The organism is Xenorhabdus cabanillasii, assembly GCF_003386665.1.
GTDB lineage: Bacteria > Pseudomonadota > Gammaproteobacteria > Enterobacterales > Enterobacteriaceae > Xenorhabdus > Xenorhabdus cabanillasii.
In genome coordinates this window covers 2,784,286-2,798,852 of the sequence record NZ_QTUB01000001.1, presented here as the reverse complement: position 1 = coordinate 2,798,852, position 14,567 = coordinate 2,784,286, and the positions used below count along the sequence as shown (strand labels likewise).

Sequence of the window (14,567 nt, the reverse complement as noted above, 5' to 3'; positions counted from 1 at the left end):
TGCACGAGCTAACGCACATATTTTAAATTCTTAATATCTATTCTGATTTAATATTGTCCGAAAGCATTTATATTACATAACCACATGAATTAGCAGAAAAATAAAACATTAACTTAATGAAATGATTTTTACTTATTTAATATATAATTCTGTTTTCTACACCTATTAAGAGGTACTCTAGAGAGTTATAACTTTTAAAATAAATTGAAGAAGCAATAAAATGATAGCTAATTTTATGTTAATGCCTGAAAGTAAAATATGATTACTCCAAATTTGGCTAGTTTACGTTTTGTTTAGCCTTTATTAAATATTGTTCAATTAAAACACTCATACTTCAACTTTTAAACTCCAGCTATTCTAGCAATATGTCAGATGATTACATAATGTTTATAACACCGGAGTGACTGAACTTTAAATAACAAATTGTCCAGATATCAACCTACAGTAAATATCATTATAGGATAACATTCATTTTATATGCAATTTTGTAGGTATTTTTTTAAACGATTTTCTTTTGCTTAAATAACACTTTGTCATAACGCTCTAATAAAATTGGTTTCATTATAAAAATCAGCCGAGCATAATGCCCGGCTGGAAAAGTGTACGCATTTTCAGCAAAACAATTTATGCCTTGACCTTATTTGATTTGGAAGATAAATAACCTACCCATAATATTCCGATCCAAAACGGCATCAGGATAACTGATACACGTATATCAGGCATCGTCAGAATAATAACAAGAATGAAAGCCAAGAAAATCAAACAGAGAAAATTACCAAATGGATACCAAAATGCCTGGAATTTTGTCTTAACACCTTCTGCATTTTTTGCAGCGCGAAATTTCAAGTGTGATATACAGATCATAATCCAGTTAATCACCAGCGTTGTAACTACCAATGCCATCAAAAGCTCAAATGCTTTACCAGGCATAATATAGTTAATCAATACGCCTATTGATGTAGCCAACGCCGACAATCCAATTGACAAAACGGGAACACTACGCTTGTTCACTTTAGTCAAAATACTCGGTGCATTACCTTGTTTCGCCAGACCATACAACATCCGGCTATTACAATAAACACCACTGTTATAAACAGACAACGCCGCAGTCAATACAACAATATTCAGAACATTTGCGACCCAAAAACTATTCAGATTATGGAAAATCAAAACAAATGGACTGCCTCCCTCCACAACATCCTTCCACGGATAGAGAGAGAGCAAAATGAACAACGAACCGATATAAAATAGCAGAATACGATAAACAACCTGATTAGTTGCCTTTGGTATATTAACTTCTGGATTTTCAGCCTCTGCCGCAGTGATCCCGACAGTTTCCAAGCCACCAAATGAAAACATGATAACGGCCATTGCCATAATCAGGCCGACAACGCCATTAGGCATAAAACCGCCCTGCTGCCATAAGTTGGTTACACTGGCCTGTGGCCCTCCCGTGCCGGAAATGAGCAGATAAGAACCAAAAAGGATCATTCCGATGATAGCTGCAACTTTGATAATAGAGAACCAGAACTCAGCTTCCCCATATAACCTGACATTAATCAGATTTACGGCATTAATCAGCACAAAGAATATCGCAGCAGAAACCCATGTTGGAGTTTCAGGCCACCAATACTGGATATACATACCAACAGCGGTGAGTTCCGCCATCCCGACAAGTATAAACATTGCCCAATAATTCCAACCGGACAGAAAACCCGCAAAATTACCCCAATATTTATAAGCAAAGTGGCTAAACGAACCCGCTACCGGCTCTTCAACAACCATTTCACCCAATTGACGCATTATCAAAAATGCAATAAATCCACTAATGGCATACCCAAGAAGAACCGAAGGCCCGGCCATTTTTATCGTTTGAGCAATGCCCAAAAATAACCCTGTTCCTACTGAGCCACCGAGAGCAATAAGCTGGATATGCCTGTTCTTTAAACCACGCTTAAGCGTAGATTGTTCTATTTGTCCTGTCATCTAGTCCTCTTTATGATGCTTGGAACCGGTTTAAACTGTTTTATTTGTTGTTGTGGACCTGAACAGACCGAAGAAACCTTATATTTCCTCTATCATTATGTGATCTGCCGTAGCCAAACTACCCTGGTGTGGTTGCTACCAAGACAGATTCTGATTTTAATCCAATAATTAGTTTACTCATTCAAATCAAGTGAATATTAAAGCATCATTTACGAAGAATGAATACCGAAAATGAATGTTTACATACATACTTGCAAGAGAATTATTGGGATGTATATCAAAAAAGCAAATATTGGATAATAGTGCAGCTTTCTAATTCAAATCTTCTATCACAATGCTTGTAATACATATCCAGATCCAATAAGCATAAAATTAGGCGTATTATTATCTATTAAGCATAAAACTAAAATCTTGAAAAAAAGTTGTGTATACTTCCTCTCACCTTTAACCAATTTATAATTGTAATGCCACAGGATAATCACTTAGCACTTGTATGCGCACTAAGTAAATGGATAGAAAATCACCTTGGGCGAGTCATCCATCTTGAAGAACTTGCTGCTTACTCTGGCTATTCGCTTTGGCACATGCAGAAAATATTCAAGGAAGTCACCGGAATATCGCTTGGTAAATATATACGCCAACGTCGATTAGCGGGTGCTGTGCACCTTCTGAAGAACAGCTCCCTACCCATTTTTGATATCGCCCTGGATTTTGGCTTCGGCTCTCAATCTCACTTTACTTATATGTTCCGTAAAGAATATGGCATTACACCTTACGACTTTCGTCAAAGTACAGATACAGAGCTTGAAGTTAAACTTCCTCTGCATCTGACTTACAATTGCCAATCATGAAACACGCTATTTTGCGGCCAGATATTGACGTCAGGCCGCAATATTACCAGCCTTAATCTCTCTCAGTCGTAAGAGAGCGTGGTACTGCTACTACATTCATTATCATTTCATTTATATTTTTCGATTAATGCCAAAGCTATCGCTTCAGTTTCTGCATCGGGATTACCCCGAATATCTGACGGACGAAAATGCATCTGAAACACCTGAATTACCTTCTGAGTATCTTCATCCAGAAAACCTGTCTGGGGAATGGAATAGCCATAAGCAGCCAAGGCTTTTTGTATTCCAATAACAGGAACCAGAGTATCTGGCAATCTGTTAGCTAAATATCTATTTACTGTAGTAAGATCAGGCCAAGCACCAATACCTTGCTCATAAAGCTCCCGCCACGGAAAAACAGGACCGGGATCTTCTTTCCGAAGTGGTGCGATATCAGAATGACCAACCACATTTACTGCCTCGATTTTATTCCTGCGAATGATATCTTTTGCCAACCTGATCAAGGCATCAATTTGTGATGGGTGATATATGCACCACTCTTTTTTTAATAAAATATTGCTTAAAACCACAATTGACAATTTCTATGCCAATAGAATAACTGTTTAAATTCTTATACCCTCTCCACTCACTTCTACCTGCATGCCAGGCTTTTTCTTTCTCAGAGGATAATTGAAAGATAATCGGCTCATTATTCTTATAATTAGGTTGAGATGGGATCAGATATTGAACACTGACATTACCATTCGTCAAAACTCGCAGAGAGTTCCTATCATTCAGTGCCGTATAGTGCAACACAAGAAATTTGACCGATTCAAGGTCCTGCCTGGTCGAATACGAATAAGAATGATCAATAAGATAATTATCTCTTTCTTCTAATGGGGTTTTATGACTGCAACCAACCAATAGTGTAAGGAATACACCTATTAAGATTTTTCTCATCATATTAAAACAATAAAAAAATTGAATGATGTGCTACGTATAGTAGATGAAATTACAATAAAAATAAAAGCCGGATATCAATTAAATACAGAATATCCGGCTAATACATTTATTTTCTTAATTTTATAAATTACTGCTTTTAGCGATATCCACTATCTTCGTTATTGTAAGCAACACTGATTAATGAATATCTGCCTTAATCTCAACTCGCTTCTGGTTATTCTGAACTGAGTCTTTATTCCAGATACCTTCTTCAACTTGCTTTTGAATTTCTGGATACATATTGATATCAAAAGTTGGCAACTGACCCGCTCTCCTTTGCTGGTTATAATCCTTCGCCAATTTCATCGCAATGCCTGATAACAAGAGAATAGCAACCAGGTTCACAATAGCCATACAAGCCATGGATATATTCGCCATATTCCAAACTAATGGCACATCTGCCATTGTACCAAACATCACCATACCTAATGCAGCCAGACGTAAGATGAACAAACCTGCAGTGTGGTTACGCTCCAAGAATATCATATTACTTTCAGCATAAGCATAGTTAGCAATAATAGATGTAAAGGCAAAGAAGAAAATAGCAATGGCAACGAATGTTGTTCCCCAATGCCCAACTGCAGATGACAATGCGCGTTGAGTCAATTCAATTCCACTGATAGCTGTGACATTCTCATTAAGGATACCTGAAGAAAGGATAATGATTGCTGTAGCACTACAGATAACAATCGTATCCATAAATACCCCCAACATCTGTACATATCCCTGAGAAGCAGGATGTGGCGGATATGGAGAAGCAGAAGCCGCTGCATTTGGTGCAGAACCCATTCCCGCTTCATTCGAGAACAGCCCCCTTTGCACCCCTTGCAGCATAGCTTGGGAAATACCATATCCCAATGTTCCTGCTATCGCTTCCTGAAGACCAAAGGCACTTTTAAAAATTAATGCAAATACATCAGGAATACGTTCAATATTGTGGCCAACAACCCAAAATGCCAATATTAAATAAGCCCCCGCCATAAATGGCACAACGAATTCAGCAACTCGTGCGATTGAACGCAATCCGCCGAAAATAATCATGCCACTAATGATGACTAAGACAATACCGACATACAAAGGTTTAATATCGAAGGCAAAGGAAGCCGCTTCCGCAATTGAATTTGCCTGAACAGCATTGAATACAAGACCAAACGCGATAATAAGGAAAATAGAAAATAATATTCCCATCCATCGCTGCTTCAACCCTTTCTCCATATAATAGGCAGGGCCACCACGATAATTTCCTTGATCGTCTTTCGTCTTGTACAACTGGGCAAGCGTGCTTTCCACAAAAGAAGTTGCCATACCAATAAATGCAACAACCCACATCCAAAAAATAGCCCCCGGGCCACCAGCAGTTATTGCAATTGCAACCCCAGCAAGATTACCTGTTCCTACACGTGCCGCAAGGCTGGTACATAAAGCCTGAAAAGATGAGATACCTGAACTATCTGATTTATTACTATGTTTCAGAACTGAAAACATGTGACCAAAATGACGAAGCTGTATGAAGCCAGAGCGTAGTGTGAAGTAAAGGCCAACCCCCAAAAGCAAATATATTAATACGTAGTCCCAAAGAATGCTGTTAATGCTGTTAATCAGATCCATCAAGATATTTTCCCCTTACGTAGTTAGCAAACATTAGATTAGCTGACCATAAATGTAGTATCCATAGAGAATTTATTGTGCTTAATATTCTTTAATAATTAACAAGTAACACAATTCTGTGCATGAAACACAGAGATACTAGCCAGTAAAACGTAAAGAATGTAACACAATATCTATTTCAATGGGTAACTTTTAATGAATTTTTTACATTTACTTTAGCAATTATGAACATTAACATTAAGTTACATTAGTTCCCGCAGCCCAATTTTAAGCCTCTTAATCACAATTCCCGATTGATAAACTGCCCATTACAGTACTCTCAAATACATTTAATGCACATATAATAATCAACAAATTTTATACATAAGCACAACAATTAAAAAACAAGGCAACAAAGATTTTAAAACGTAATGCAATACAAAACTCCCATAATAATATGTTTTCATTGATGCTTGTTACTCACGCCAGCCACAAAGTGTGTTGTTTATTCTTAACTCACTCCATACTTCTATTCTACCCGCGTAGCCATAACAACATTCATTAAAAACACTAAAATAATTACAAAATTTAATATTGAAATCTCTTGAATTTGCGAAAACATACAGCAATATTTTTCTTCAAATGAGATTATTAAATTTTAATGCTGTGATAATTGGAAAAAACCACCATTACATATTAAGATTTTCAATTGTTATTTTTACATTGGAAACAAAAACAACAAGTTAGTAAGATATTAATATTCCACTATCTGGCCATCAGATAATCTGCTAGTGAGGTTATGATTGATGTTAAAAAGAAAAAGAAAAAATCCAGCGGACAATATTCTGCCAAAACGGGTATATAGAGGAAAGTCGAAATATGAGTATCATCCAGCAACAGGCGGTTCTATCTCTATTTGCTGCTTAAACTCACCATTATCTGTTATCTGGAAAGAATACAACAAAATTGTAGAAAAAATTGAAAAAAAACAGTACATAGAGCTTGATATATGTCAAAATTAATAAGACGGGAGTTTCTGCTCCCGTTAACTTTATCTATTTTCAAATTAAAAACAATCAAAGTATAATATTCAGGCAATCATTTATAAAATAACAGTCTATCTTCACTAGAATAATTTTTATTAATTACAGTAAAATTCACCTATATTATGAAATATTTCCCACCCGTTTATTCCCATAATCATATCTTTTAAAACCCAATAAAACATAAGAAAAAATAATAATTAATATTAAACTCCTTCCCTTCTGGTTCTATTTCCTCAGCATAATTTTCTCGATTTATCTTTTCTTCATCAACACTATCGGCTTTTGAAATCCATGCTACGATATAAATTTCTACTCTCAACTTCTGCTATCTGCACATTGAAGCAAGACACGAATCAATGATCAATGAGGTATTACCTATGATTATAGATAAGAGAATAAAGTTTTCCGTGCTCTTAACTCTGCTCACTCTATTTTTATCACATACAACCTTTGCGAAAGATGGGACATTGATTAATTTACCTGATAAAAAATTTGCGGTTATCTCAGCGGGTGACTTGGAAAGTGCATCAATTGGTAGTTATTCCATTGCCGTTTTCGAAGATCAGGAGCTGACAGATTTTAGTACTGGCGCAGTTTTTTCCCGTAATGGTTCGCTATTCGAAGATAATGGTAAGCCAAGAGTGATGTTTGCAGACATTGATGGTGATGGAGCCAAGGAGCTAATCGTCTCCAAACTCACCGCAGGTTCAGGAAACTATCTTGAAGTTGATGCACTCAAGGTTACTGATAAAAATGTCAAATTACTCACTCGCATCAATACTGATAGCAAAAATGATCTCATTAAATTACTCCGTACCCATTGTAAGAAAGAACGGTGTACAGAACAGAAACGCTGATCATGTTCGAATCAATACGCACTGTTACCATAAAGATACAAGGCAAACGATAGATAATGTACTATTGTTAATGTTATCGCTGCTATCACGGTATTGCTGATATAGGGGAATTTATGAAACGTTTTTTATTACCACTTTTTTTGATCCTATTCTCACTCTTTTCTTATGCCGCACAGGCAAATATAGATAAGATCGCAGAAACTTATTGTGATTTGTTTGGCAAGGCTTCTGTTGAGGCATTCAAAACTAATGATTCACCAGATGTAATAGCCCAGAAAAGTCTCAATCTACTACACAAAAAAGGATTAAACCTTAAAGAAATTCATTCCAATAAAGATGAATTCGTTGCATCAATCAAACAAACAGTTATTGGAGTCAGAAAGAATAAGCAAACATTCCCAACTAGCCGCCACTTTGACGAATCCCTCGTTAAATCAGTCGAAAACTGTAAGATCCAAACAAAACATACCTTATCTCAGCATTCCCGGTAATTATCTCTGGAGCGACGAAAATTCGTCGCTCTCTGAGTATTTACTTTTGGAATATTAATCGCGAGAAAAATTATAACGGGGTTAATTGATATTTATATGTACGGCCTGCAAATCATATTCCAAGTATGATGAAAATTGCTACTAGCTTGTGTAAATTTATTAAACGGTGAATTCAATAATAATTACATTAGTGAAAGAAAATTCTTAGTCAGTCCATTCACTGTTTTGAAGAACAACCCTATAACCATCTACATCTTCAAAAGTTTTTCCAACTATATCCCAATAATCATTGTACGATGAAACCTCCTTAAAACCAGCATCTATCATGCGTTGACAACATTGCTCCCAACCCCCCTTTTCACTGAAATAAAAAACCAGCAGATTATCTTTTGTTGGTGCGCGCCCGACTGTAGTTCCATGATGATGAGTAAATTCTAAATGATAATTATGTTTTTCGTGCCCAATTATAGAACCATCAAAATCATTATGCCCCTGAAATTCACCTAATAATTTAAAGCCTAAGCCATTAATATACATATCAGTAATAACTTTAAGATTATCAGTAGGCCTGGCAACTCTTAATACCGCTGATTTTGGGATCATTACATTCTCCTTATGACTTGACTTAAAATATTTATGCATTTTATTTTCAGCCTGATGATTATTTTTATTTTGAAATTATATATAATTCAATAGTTCATCAATAAATTAAAATATATTTCCTATTTATTTTCGTTAACGAATATGCATACTCTAAAACCTCAAGTTAACTTGAGTTCAAGTCATATTTCCATACATTTCACAATCAATTTATTACTATCAACTTATTACTAACTGAAAGCCAAGCCCACAGGATGTAGCTTTCAGTTAGTTAAATGGATAACGGGAGCGACTAAGCCCCCGTTATCTATTTTGTTAAATAATTAATTATTACATATGAGAGATAATTGCATCACCAAACTCGCTACATTTCATCAGCTTAGCACCTTCCATCAGGCGTTCGAAGTCGTAAGTCACCGTCTTGGCGGCAATCGCACCTTCCATTCCTTTAACGATTAAATCAGCAGCTTCGAACCATCCCATATGGCGCAGCATCATCTCAGCAGAGAGGATTACTGAACCCGGATTTACTTTATCCTGCCCTGCATATTTAGGTGCTGTGCCATGTGTTGCTTCGAACAGAGCACACTCATCACCAATGTTTGCACCAGGAGCAATACCGATACCGCCTACTTGTGCCGCCAGCGCATCAGAAATGTAGTCACCATTCAGGTTCATACAAGCGATAACGTCATATTCAGCAGGACGCAGCAGGATCTGTTGCAGGAACGCGTCTGCAATTACGTCCTTGATAATAATATCTTTACCGGTTTTAGGGTTCTTGATCTTCACCCACGGACCACCATCCAGCAGCTCACCACCAAATTCAGTACGCGCTAATTCATAACCCCAATCCTTAAAGGCACCTTCGGTAAATTTCATGATGTTGCCTTTATGAACCAAAGTCACTGATTCACGGTCATTATCAATCGCATATTCAATCGCAGAACGTACCAAACGTTTAGTGCCTTCTTCTGAGCATGGTTTCACGCCAATACCACACTGCTGAGGGAAGCGGATTTTAGAAACACCCATTTCATTCTGCAAGAATTTGATGACCTTATCAGCTTCCGCAGATCCCGCTTTCCATTCAATACCGGCATAAATATCTTCCGCATTCTCACGGAAAATAACCATGTCAGTTAATTCAGGATGCTTAACAGGGCTTGGCGTACCTTGATAGTAACGAACCGGGCGCAGGCAGACGTACAAATCTAACTGTTGACGCAATGCAACATTCAGAGAACGAATGCCGCCACCAACCGGAGTTGTCAGGGGGCCTTTGATTGCAACACGATATTCACGGATTAGATCCAGAGTTTCATCCGGTAACCAAACATCTTTACCGTAAACATGGGTAGATTTTTCTCCTGTATAGATTTCCATCCAGGAAATTTTGCGCTCACCGCTATACGCTTTCTGAACCGCAGCATCAACAACTTTCAGCATGACCGGCGTTACATCAACACCAATACCATCCCCTTCGATATAAGGGATTACCGGGTTATTCGGAACATTTAATTTACCTTTGGTATCAATGGTAATTTTTTCACCTTCCGCCGGAACAACTACTTTGCTTTCCATTAACCTCTCCTTTCAAGTAAGCGCAATGCCTTGTTAATTTTTTGTAAGGGACGTGTCAATATTACTTGAATATTCTGCAAACGCCAACGGGCACAGATTTCAGGTATAATATCCCCTTCATTTCGAGCAATAACTTATCATGACAAATTTCTCTATTAAAAAACGCAAACTTAATCGATTCAGTCAAAGAAAAAATAGCGCTCCCTCAAAAAGCATTACTGATCCCCGTCGGGTGTTGATATTTAATAAACCTTATGATGTTCTCCCCCAATTCACAGACGAAACGGGAAGAACAACGTTAAAAAATTTTATTCCTTTTAATGACGTTTATGCAGCAGGTCGTCTGGATCGCGATAGTGAAGGGTTGTTGGTTTTAACTAATGATGGAAAATTACAAGCTAAATTAACGCAGCCCAGGGAAAAAACTGCCAAAGTTTATTATGTTCAAGTAGAAGGAATACCCGATGAAGCCGTACTTAACAAGCTACGCAACGGTATTATTCTGAAAGATGGTGCAACACTCCCTGCCGGAGCGGAATTAGTAGAGGAACCCGTCTGGCTTTGGGAACGAACACCGCCAATTCGGGAAAGGAAAAACATTCCGGTGAGCTGGCTGAAAATTACGCTTTTTGAAGGTCGTAATCGCCAGGTACGTAGAATGACAGCTCATATTGGTTTTCCAACATTACGTCTTATCCGTTTCAGTATGGGTTCATTACAATTGGGGGATCTGTCCCCTGGAGAATGGAGGGAAATTGATTTTGTTTAGTCCACATATCACTGTTGCCTGCATAGTACATGCAAAAAATCAATTCTTAGTTGTTGAAGAGCTTATCAATGGTAAACCTCTCTGGAATCAGCCTGCCGGTCATCTTGAAGCTGATGAAACGTTACTGGAAGCTGCTGAACGCGAATTGTGGGAAGAAACCGGTATTCGTGCTAAGCCACAAGCATTACTGAAATTACATCAATGGGTCGCTCCTGATGGAATACCTTTTATTCGTTTTCTGTTTCTGATTGAACTGGAAAAAACCGTGAACACGGCTCCCCAGGACAGTGATATTCATTGCTGTCATTGGCTCAGCGCAGAAGAAATCATCAATAGTTCACAACTACGCTCACCGCTGGTTGCTGAAAGTGTGCGGAGTTATTTAGAAAATAAGGTTTATCCATTAACAATATTGGGTAGCTATGGGCCACCTTTTACCAAATAATTTCTTATTAAATGGAAAGCAAATCACAAGAGCGTAAAGACGTTTGGTGCACCTTGCCTGCCAACGTGCTACAGTGTTACGTTTATTTTTTTTCCGCAGTGAGATATATCCATGCCAGATAACAGCCAGAAAAAAGTCATCGTCGGAATGTCCGGCGGTGTTGATTCATCCGTTTCCGCTTACTTACTGCAAAAGCAGGGTTATCAGGTAGCTGGCCTGTTTATGAAAAACTGGGAAGAAGATGACGATGAAGAATATTGTTCAGCCGCCACTGACCTTAACGATGCTCAGGCAGTGTGTGACAAATTGGGCATTGAACTACACACCATCAATTTTGCAGCCGAGTATTGGGATAATGTATTTGAACATTTTCTTGCCGAATACAAAGCAGGCAGAACTCCAAACCCAGATATTCTCTGCAACAAAGAGATTAAGTTCAAGGCATTCTTAGAATTTGCCGCAGAAGACTTAAGTGCTGATTACATTGCAACTGGTCATTACGTCCGCCGTCGGGATGTGGCTGGTGTCAGCCAATTGCTTCGTGGCCTAGATGGCAATAAAGATCAAAGCTATTTTTTATATACCCTGAGTCACCAGCAGGTTGCAAAAAGTTTATTTCCAGTCGGGGAACTTGAGAAACCTGAAGTTCGCCGCATTGCCGAAGAAATCGGGCTGGTTACAGCAAAGAAAAAAGATTCCACAGGTATCTGTTTTATTGGTGAGCGTAAGTTCCGTGATTTTCTGGGGCGTTATCTGCCAGCCCAACCCGGCCAGATTGTTACCGTTGATGGACAAACTATCGGGCAACATACCGGCCTGATGTACCATACACTCGGTCAGCGCAAAGGGTTAGGTATCGGAGGAACTAAAAATGGCAATGAAGAACCCTGGTATGTTGTTGATAAAAATGTTGAAAATAATACGCTGATTGTTGCTCAGGGGCATGAGCATCCCCGCCTGATGTCTGTCGGCTTAATTGCACAACAACTTCATTGGGTTGATCGCCAGCCATTGAAAACAGAAATCCGCTGCGTGGTAAAAACACGCTATCGTCAGCAGGATATCCCTTGTACCGTCATTCCTTTGAGTGAAGATAAAATTGAGGTTCATTTTGATAGCCCCGTTGCCGCTGTCACCCCCGGCCAATCAGCTGTGTTTTATCAGGGAGACATTTGTCTCGGCGGTGGTGTAATCGAACAACGTATACAGGAGTAATCGTGGCCAAAAATTATTACGACATTACATTAGCTTTGGCGGGTATATGCCAGTCAGCTCGTCTGGTACAGCAACTGGCTCACGAAGGGCAATGTGATGCCAGTGCCTTTGAAATAACACTCAACAGTATCCTGAACATGAGTCCGGCTTCCACATTGGATGTCTTTGGCAATGAAACGCGCAACCTGCGCGTTGGCCTTGAAGCTGTTATGGGGATGCTCAATGGCACAAACAGCGGAGTTTCGGCTGAGCTTACCCGCTACGTTTTGAGCATAATGGCACTGGAACGTCGTCTAAGCAAAAATTCATCGGCAACAAATGAACTGGCTAAGCGTATCTCACAGCTGGAACGCCAACAGGCGTATTTTGAGCCTATGTCCGAAGGAATGCTCAATGCTCTCGCTGGCATTTATATCGATGTCATCAGCCCATTGGGGCCACGTATTCAGGTTATGGGTTCTCCTGAAGTTTTGCGCAATACGTTAGTTCAGGCAAAAGTCCGTGCTGCATTACTGGCAGGTATACGTAGCGCCGTATTATGGCAACAAGTAGGCGGTAGTCGTCTGCAATTTATGTTTTCACGTCAGCGCCTGATCCGACAGGCAAAAGACATTCTTGCTCGTTGTTAAATAAATCGTTAAATAAGATCCGGGAGTTTCTACTAATGGAATTATCCTCACTGACCGCTGTTTCTCCTATTGATGGCCGTTACGGCGATAAAGTTAGCGCACTGCGCGCTATTTTTAGTGAGTTCGGCTTACTGAAATTCCGCGTGCAGGTTGAAGTACGTTGGCTACAAAAACTGGCTGCCACAACAGAAATCGCAGAAGTCCCTGCTTTTGATGCAAACGCAAACGCTTACCTCGATGAAATCGTTGTAAATTTTAAGGAACAGGACGCATTACGCATCAAGGAAATTGAACGTACCACTAACCATGATGTTAAAGCCGTTGAATACTTTCTGAAAGAAAAAGTAGCTCACATTCCTGCTTTACATCAGGTTGCTGAATTTATTCACTTTGCCTGTACCTCAGAGGATATTAATAATCTGTCATATGCATTGATGCTTAAAACTGCCCGTGAGGAAGTACTGCTACCGCAATGGCGTCAGTTGATCGATACTATTAAGCACATGGCTCATAGCTACCGTGACTTACCTTTGTTGTCACGTACACACGGGCAACCTGCAACACCTTCCACTGTTGGTAAAGAATTTGCGAATGTGGCTTACCGTATGGAACGTCAGTTCCGTCAACTCGGTCAAATTGAAATTCTGGGTAAAATCAACGGCGCGGTCGGCAACTATAATGCTCATCTGTCAGCCTATCCTGAGGTTAATTGGCTCCAGTTTAGTGAATCATTCGTGACTTCTCTGGGTATTCAATGGAATCCATACACCACTCAGATCGAACCACATGATTACATTGCCGAACTATTTGATTGTATCGCGCGTTTCAATACCATCCTGATTGATTTCGATCGCGATATCTGGGGTTATATTGCCCTTAACCATTTCAAGCAAAAAACAGTTGCTGGCGAAATTGGCTCCTCCACTATGCCACACAAAGTCAATCCAATTGATTTTGAAAATTCTGAAGGAAATCTGGGGTTGGCAAATGCAGTATTTGGCCATCTTGCCAGCAAGCTTCCGGTTTCACGTTGGCAACGTGATCTGACTGATTCCACGGTGTTACGTAATCTGGGAGTTGGTCTGGGATATACATTAATCGCGTATCAATCTACCATGAAGGGTCTGAGTAAGCTGGAAGTCAACGAGCAACACCTGTTGGATGAATTGGATCAGAATTGGGAAGTTCTGGCAGAGCCAATTCAAACTGTCATGCGTCGTTATGGTATTGAGAAACCTTATGAAAAATTAAAAGAATTGACACGTGGTAAACGTGTTGATGCCGAGGGAATGAAAAGTTTTATTGATAACCTTGAACTTCCTGAAGAAGAAAAAATACGTCTTAAATTTATGACCCCTGCAAATTATATCGGCTATGCTGAATTACTGGTCAATAAATTAAAATAAAGCTCTTTTATTTATATAATCGTGAACGGGAAAATTCCCGTTCACGTATTGCAAAATAGTCAAACCTTATATGAAATATAAATAAGTTGTAAAGTTATAAGCTATTATTGAATCAACTTA

At 38.9% G+C, this 14,567-nt stretch carries 14 protein-coding genes and 1 pseudogene; 9 read left to right on the top strand and 6 right to left on the bottom strand.

Going from position 1 to position 14,567, the window contains the following annotated elements:
- Window positions 1-624: 624 nt before the first annotated feature.
- Entirely contained in the window at window positions 625-1,986 is a 1,362-nt protein-coding gene (locus BDD26_RS13120) for an amino acid permease (RefSeq protein ID WP_038269843.1), read from the bottom strand.
- A gap of 464 nt (window positions 1,987-2,450) precedes the next feature.
- On the opposite strand from BDD26_RS13120, the gene BDD26_RS13115 reads away from it, so the two are divergent.
- Window positions 2,451-2,837 (top strand): helix-turn-helix domain-containing protein, encoded by a 387-nt coding sequence (locus BDD26_RS13115; RefSeq protein ID WP_038269896.1) that lies wholly within the window; start codon window positions 2,451-2,453, stop codon window positions 2,835-2,837.
- A gap of 107 nt (window positions 2,838-2,944) precedes the next feature.
- On the opposite strand, the pseudogene BDD26_RS13110 reads toward BDD26_RS13115, so the two are convergent.
- Window positions 2,945-3,776 (bottom strand): annotated as a pseudogene (locus BDD26_RS13110) (N-acetylmuramoyl-L-alanine amidase).
- Between the two features lie 180 nt (window positions 3,777-3,956).
- Window positions 3,957-5,429, bottom strand: a complete 1,473-nt coding sequence (locus tag BDD26_RS13105; protein WP_115826774.1) for an alanine/glycine:cation symporter family protein — start codon at window positions 5,427-5,429, stop codon at window positions 3,957-3,959.
- Window positions 5,430-6,211: 782 nt separating this feature from the next.
- Between BDD26_RS13105 and BDD26_RS19585 the strand changes: the two genes are divergently transcribed.
- Complete coding sequence (locus BDD26_RS19585; protein ID WP_170140350.1) at window positions 6,212-6,427, top strand: hypothetical protein; 216 nt, start codon at window positions 6,212-6,214, stop codon at window positions 6,425-6,427.
- 187 nt (window positions 6,428-6,614) lie between these two features.
- Here BDD26_RS19585 and BDD26_RS19580 read toward each other — a convergent pair whose 3' ends face one another.
- The gene (locus BDD26_RS19580) at window positions 6,615-6,770 is read right to left on the bottom strand and encodes a hypothetical protein (RefSeq protein WP_170140406.1); all 156 of its coding nucleotides are present in this window, start codon (window positions 6,768-6,770) and stop codon (window positions 6,615-6,617) included.
- Window positions 6,771-6,828: 58 nt separating this feature from the next.
- On the opposite strand from BDD26_RS19580, the gene BDD26_RS13100 reads away from it, so the two are divergent.
- Both BDD26_RS13100 and BDD26_RS13095 read left to right on the top strand, forming a co-directional pair.
- A complete protein-coding gene (locus BDD26_RS13100) occupies window positions 6,829-7,308 on the top strand; it encodes a PliI family lysozyme inhibitor of I-type lysozyme (protein ID WP_115827561.1) in 480 nt (159 codons plus the stop codon).
- Between the two features lie 113 nt (window positions 7,309-7,421).
- Complete coding sequence (locus BDD26_RS13095; protein WP_038269852.1) at window positions 7,422-7,799, top strand: hypothetical protein; 378 nt, start codon at window positions 7,422-7,424, stop codon at window positions 7,797-7,799.
- A gap of 204 nt (window positions 7,800-8,003) precedes the next feature.
- Here BDD26_RS13095 and BDD26_RS13090 read toward each other — a convergent pair whose 3' ends face one another.
- Both BDD26_RS13090 and icd read right to left on the bottom strand, forming a co-directional pair.
- On the bottom strand, window positions 8,004-8,402 hold the full coding sequence (locus tag BDD26_RS13090; RefSeq protein WP_115826773.1) for a VOC family protein: 399 nt from the start codon (window positions 8,400-8,402) through the stop codon (window positions 8,004-8,006).
- 327 nt (window positions 8,403-8,729) lie between these two features.
- The gene (gene icd / locus BDD26_RS13085; RefSeq protein WP_115826772.1) at window positions 8,730-9,983 is read right to left on the bottom strand and encodes an NADP-dependent isocitrate dehydrogenase; all 1,254 of its coding nucleotides are present in this window, start codon (window positions 9,981-9,983) and stop codon (window positions 8,730-8,732) included.
- Between the two features lie 139 nt (window positions 9,984-10,122).
- Here icd and rluE point away from each other — a divergent pair, with 139 nt between their 5' ends.
- The 5 genes from rluE to purB all read left to right on the top strand — a co-directional run bounded on the left by rluE (window position 10,123) and on the right by purB (window position 14,447).
- On the top strand, window positions 10,123-10,752 hold the full coding sequence (gene rluE, locus BDD26_RS13080; RefSeq protein WP_038269859.1) for a 23S rRNA pseudouridine(2457) synthase RluE: 630 nt from the start codon (window positions 10,123-10,125) through the stop codon (window positions 10,750-10,752).
- A complete protein-coding gene (locus BDD26_RS13075; protein WP_038269898.1) occupies window positions 10,745-11,197 on the top strand; it encodes an NUDIX hydrolase in 453 nt (150 codons plus the stop codon). The genes rluE and BDD26_RS13075 overlap by 8 nt, the downstream gene beginning before the upstream one ends.
- 111 nt (window positions 11,198-11,308) lie before the next feature.
- Complete coding sequence (gene mnmA / locus BDD26_RS13070) at window positions 11,309-12,412, top strand: tRNA 2-thiouridine(34) synthase MnmA (RefSeq protein WP_115826771.1); 1,104 nt, start codon at window positions 11,309-11,311, stop codon at window positions 12,410-12,412.
- A 2-nt stretch (window positions 12,413-12,414) separates the two neighbouring features.
- Window positions 12,415-13,041, top strand: coding sequence for a high frequency lysogenization protein HflD (hflD, locus tag BDD26_RS13065; protein WP_038269864.1), 627 nt, complete (start codon window positions 12,415-12,417; stop codon window positions 13,039-13,041).
- A 35-nt stretch (window positions 13,042-13,076) separates the two neighbouring features.
- Complete coding sequence (gene purB, locus BDD26_RS13060; RefSeq protein WP_115826770.1) at window positions 13,077-14,447, top strand: adenylosuccinate lyase; 1,371 nt, start codon at window positions 13,077-13,079, stop codon at window positions 14,445-14,447.
- Window positions 14,448-14,567: the final 120 nt, after the last annotated feature.

What these genes read in the sequence shown, in the direction of transcription:
- mnmA (WP_115826771.1), top strand. Translation starts at nt 11,309, where the DNA reads ATGCCAGATAACAGCCAGAAAAAAGTCATCGTCGGAATGTCCGGCGGT.
- purB (WP_115826770.1), top strand. Translation starts at nt 13,077, where the DNA reads ATGGAATTATCCTCACTGACCGCTGTTTCTCCTATTGATGGCCGTTAC.
- rluE (WP_038269859.1), top strand. Translation starts at nt 10,123, where the DNA reads ATGACAAATTTCTCTATTAAAAAACGCAAACTTAATCGATTCAGTCAA.
- BDD26_RS13120 (WP_038269843.1), bottom strand. Translation starts at nt 1,986, where the DNA reads ATGACAGGACAAATAGAACAATCTACGCTTAAGCGTGGTTTAAAGAAC.
- icd (WP_115826772.1), bottom strand. Translation starts at nt 9,983, where the DNA reads ATGGAAAGCAAAGTAGTTGTTCCGGCGGAAGGTGAAAAAATTACCATT.
- BDD26_RS13090 (WP_115826773.1), bottom strand. Translation starts at nt 8,402, where the DNA reads ATGATCCCAAAATCAGCGGTATTAAGAGTTGCCAGGCCTACTGATAAT.
- BDD26_RS13100 (WP_115827561.1), top strand. Translation starts at nt 6,829, where the DNA reads ATGATTATAGATAAGAGAATAAAGTTTTCCGTGCTCTTAACTCTGCTC.
- BDD26_RS19585 (WP_170140350.1), top strand. Translation starts at nt 6,212, where the DNA reads ATGTTAAAAAGAAAAAGAAAAAATCCAGCGGACAATATTCTGCCAAAA.
- BDD26_RS13115 (WP_038269896.1), top strand. Translation starts at nt 2,451, where the DNA reads ATGCCACAGGATAATCACTTAGCACTTGTATGCGCACTAAGTAAATGG.
- BDD26_RS13095 (WP_038269852.1), top strand. Translation starts at nt 7,422, where the DNA reads ATGAAACGTTTTTTATTACCACTTTTTTTGATCCTATTCTCACTCTTT.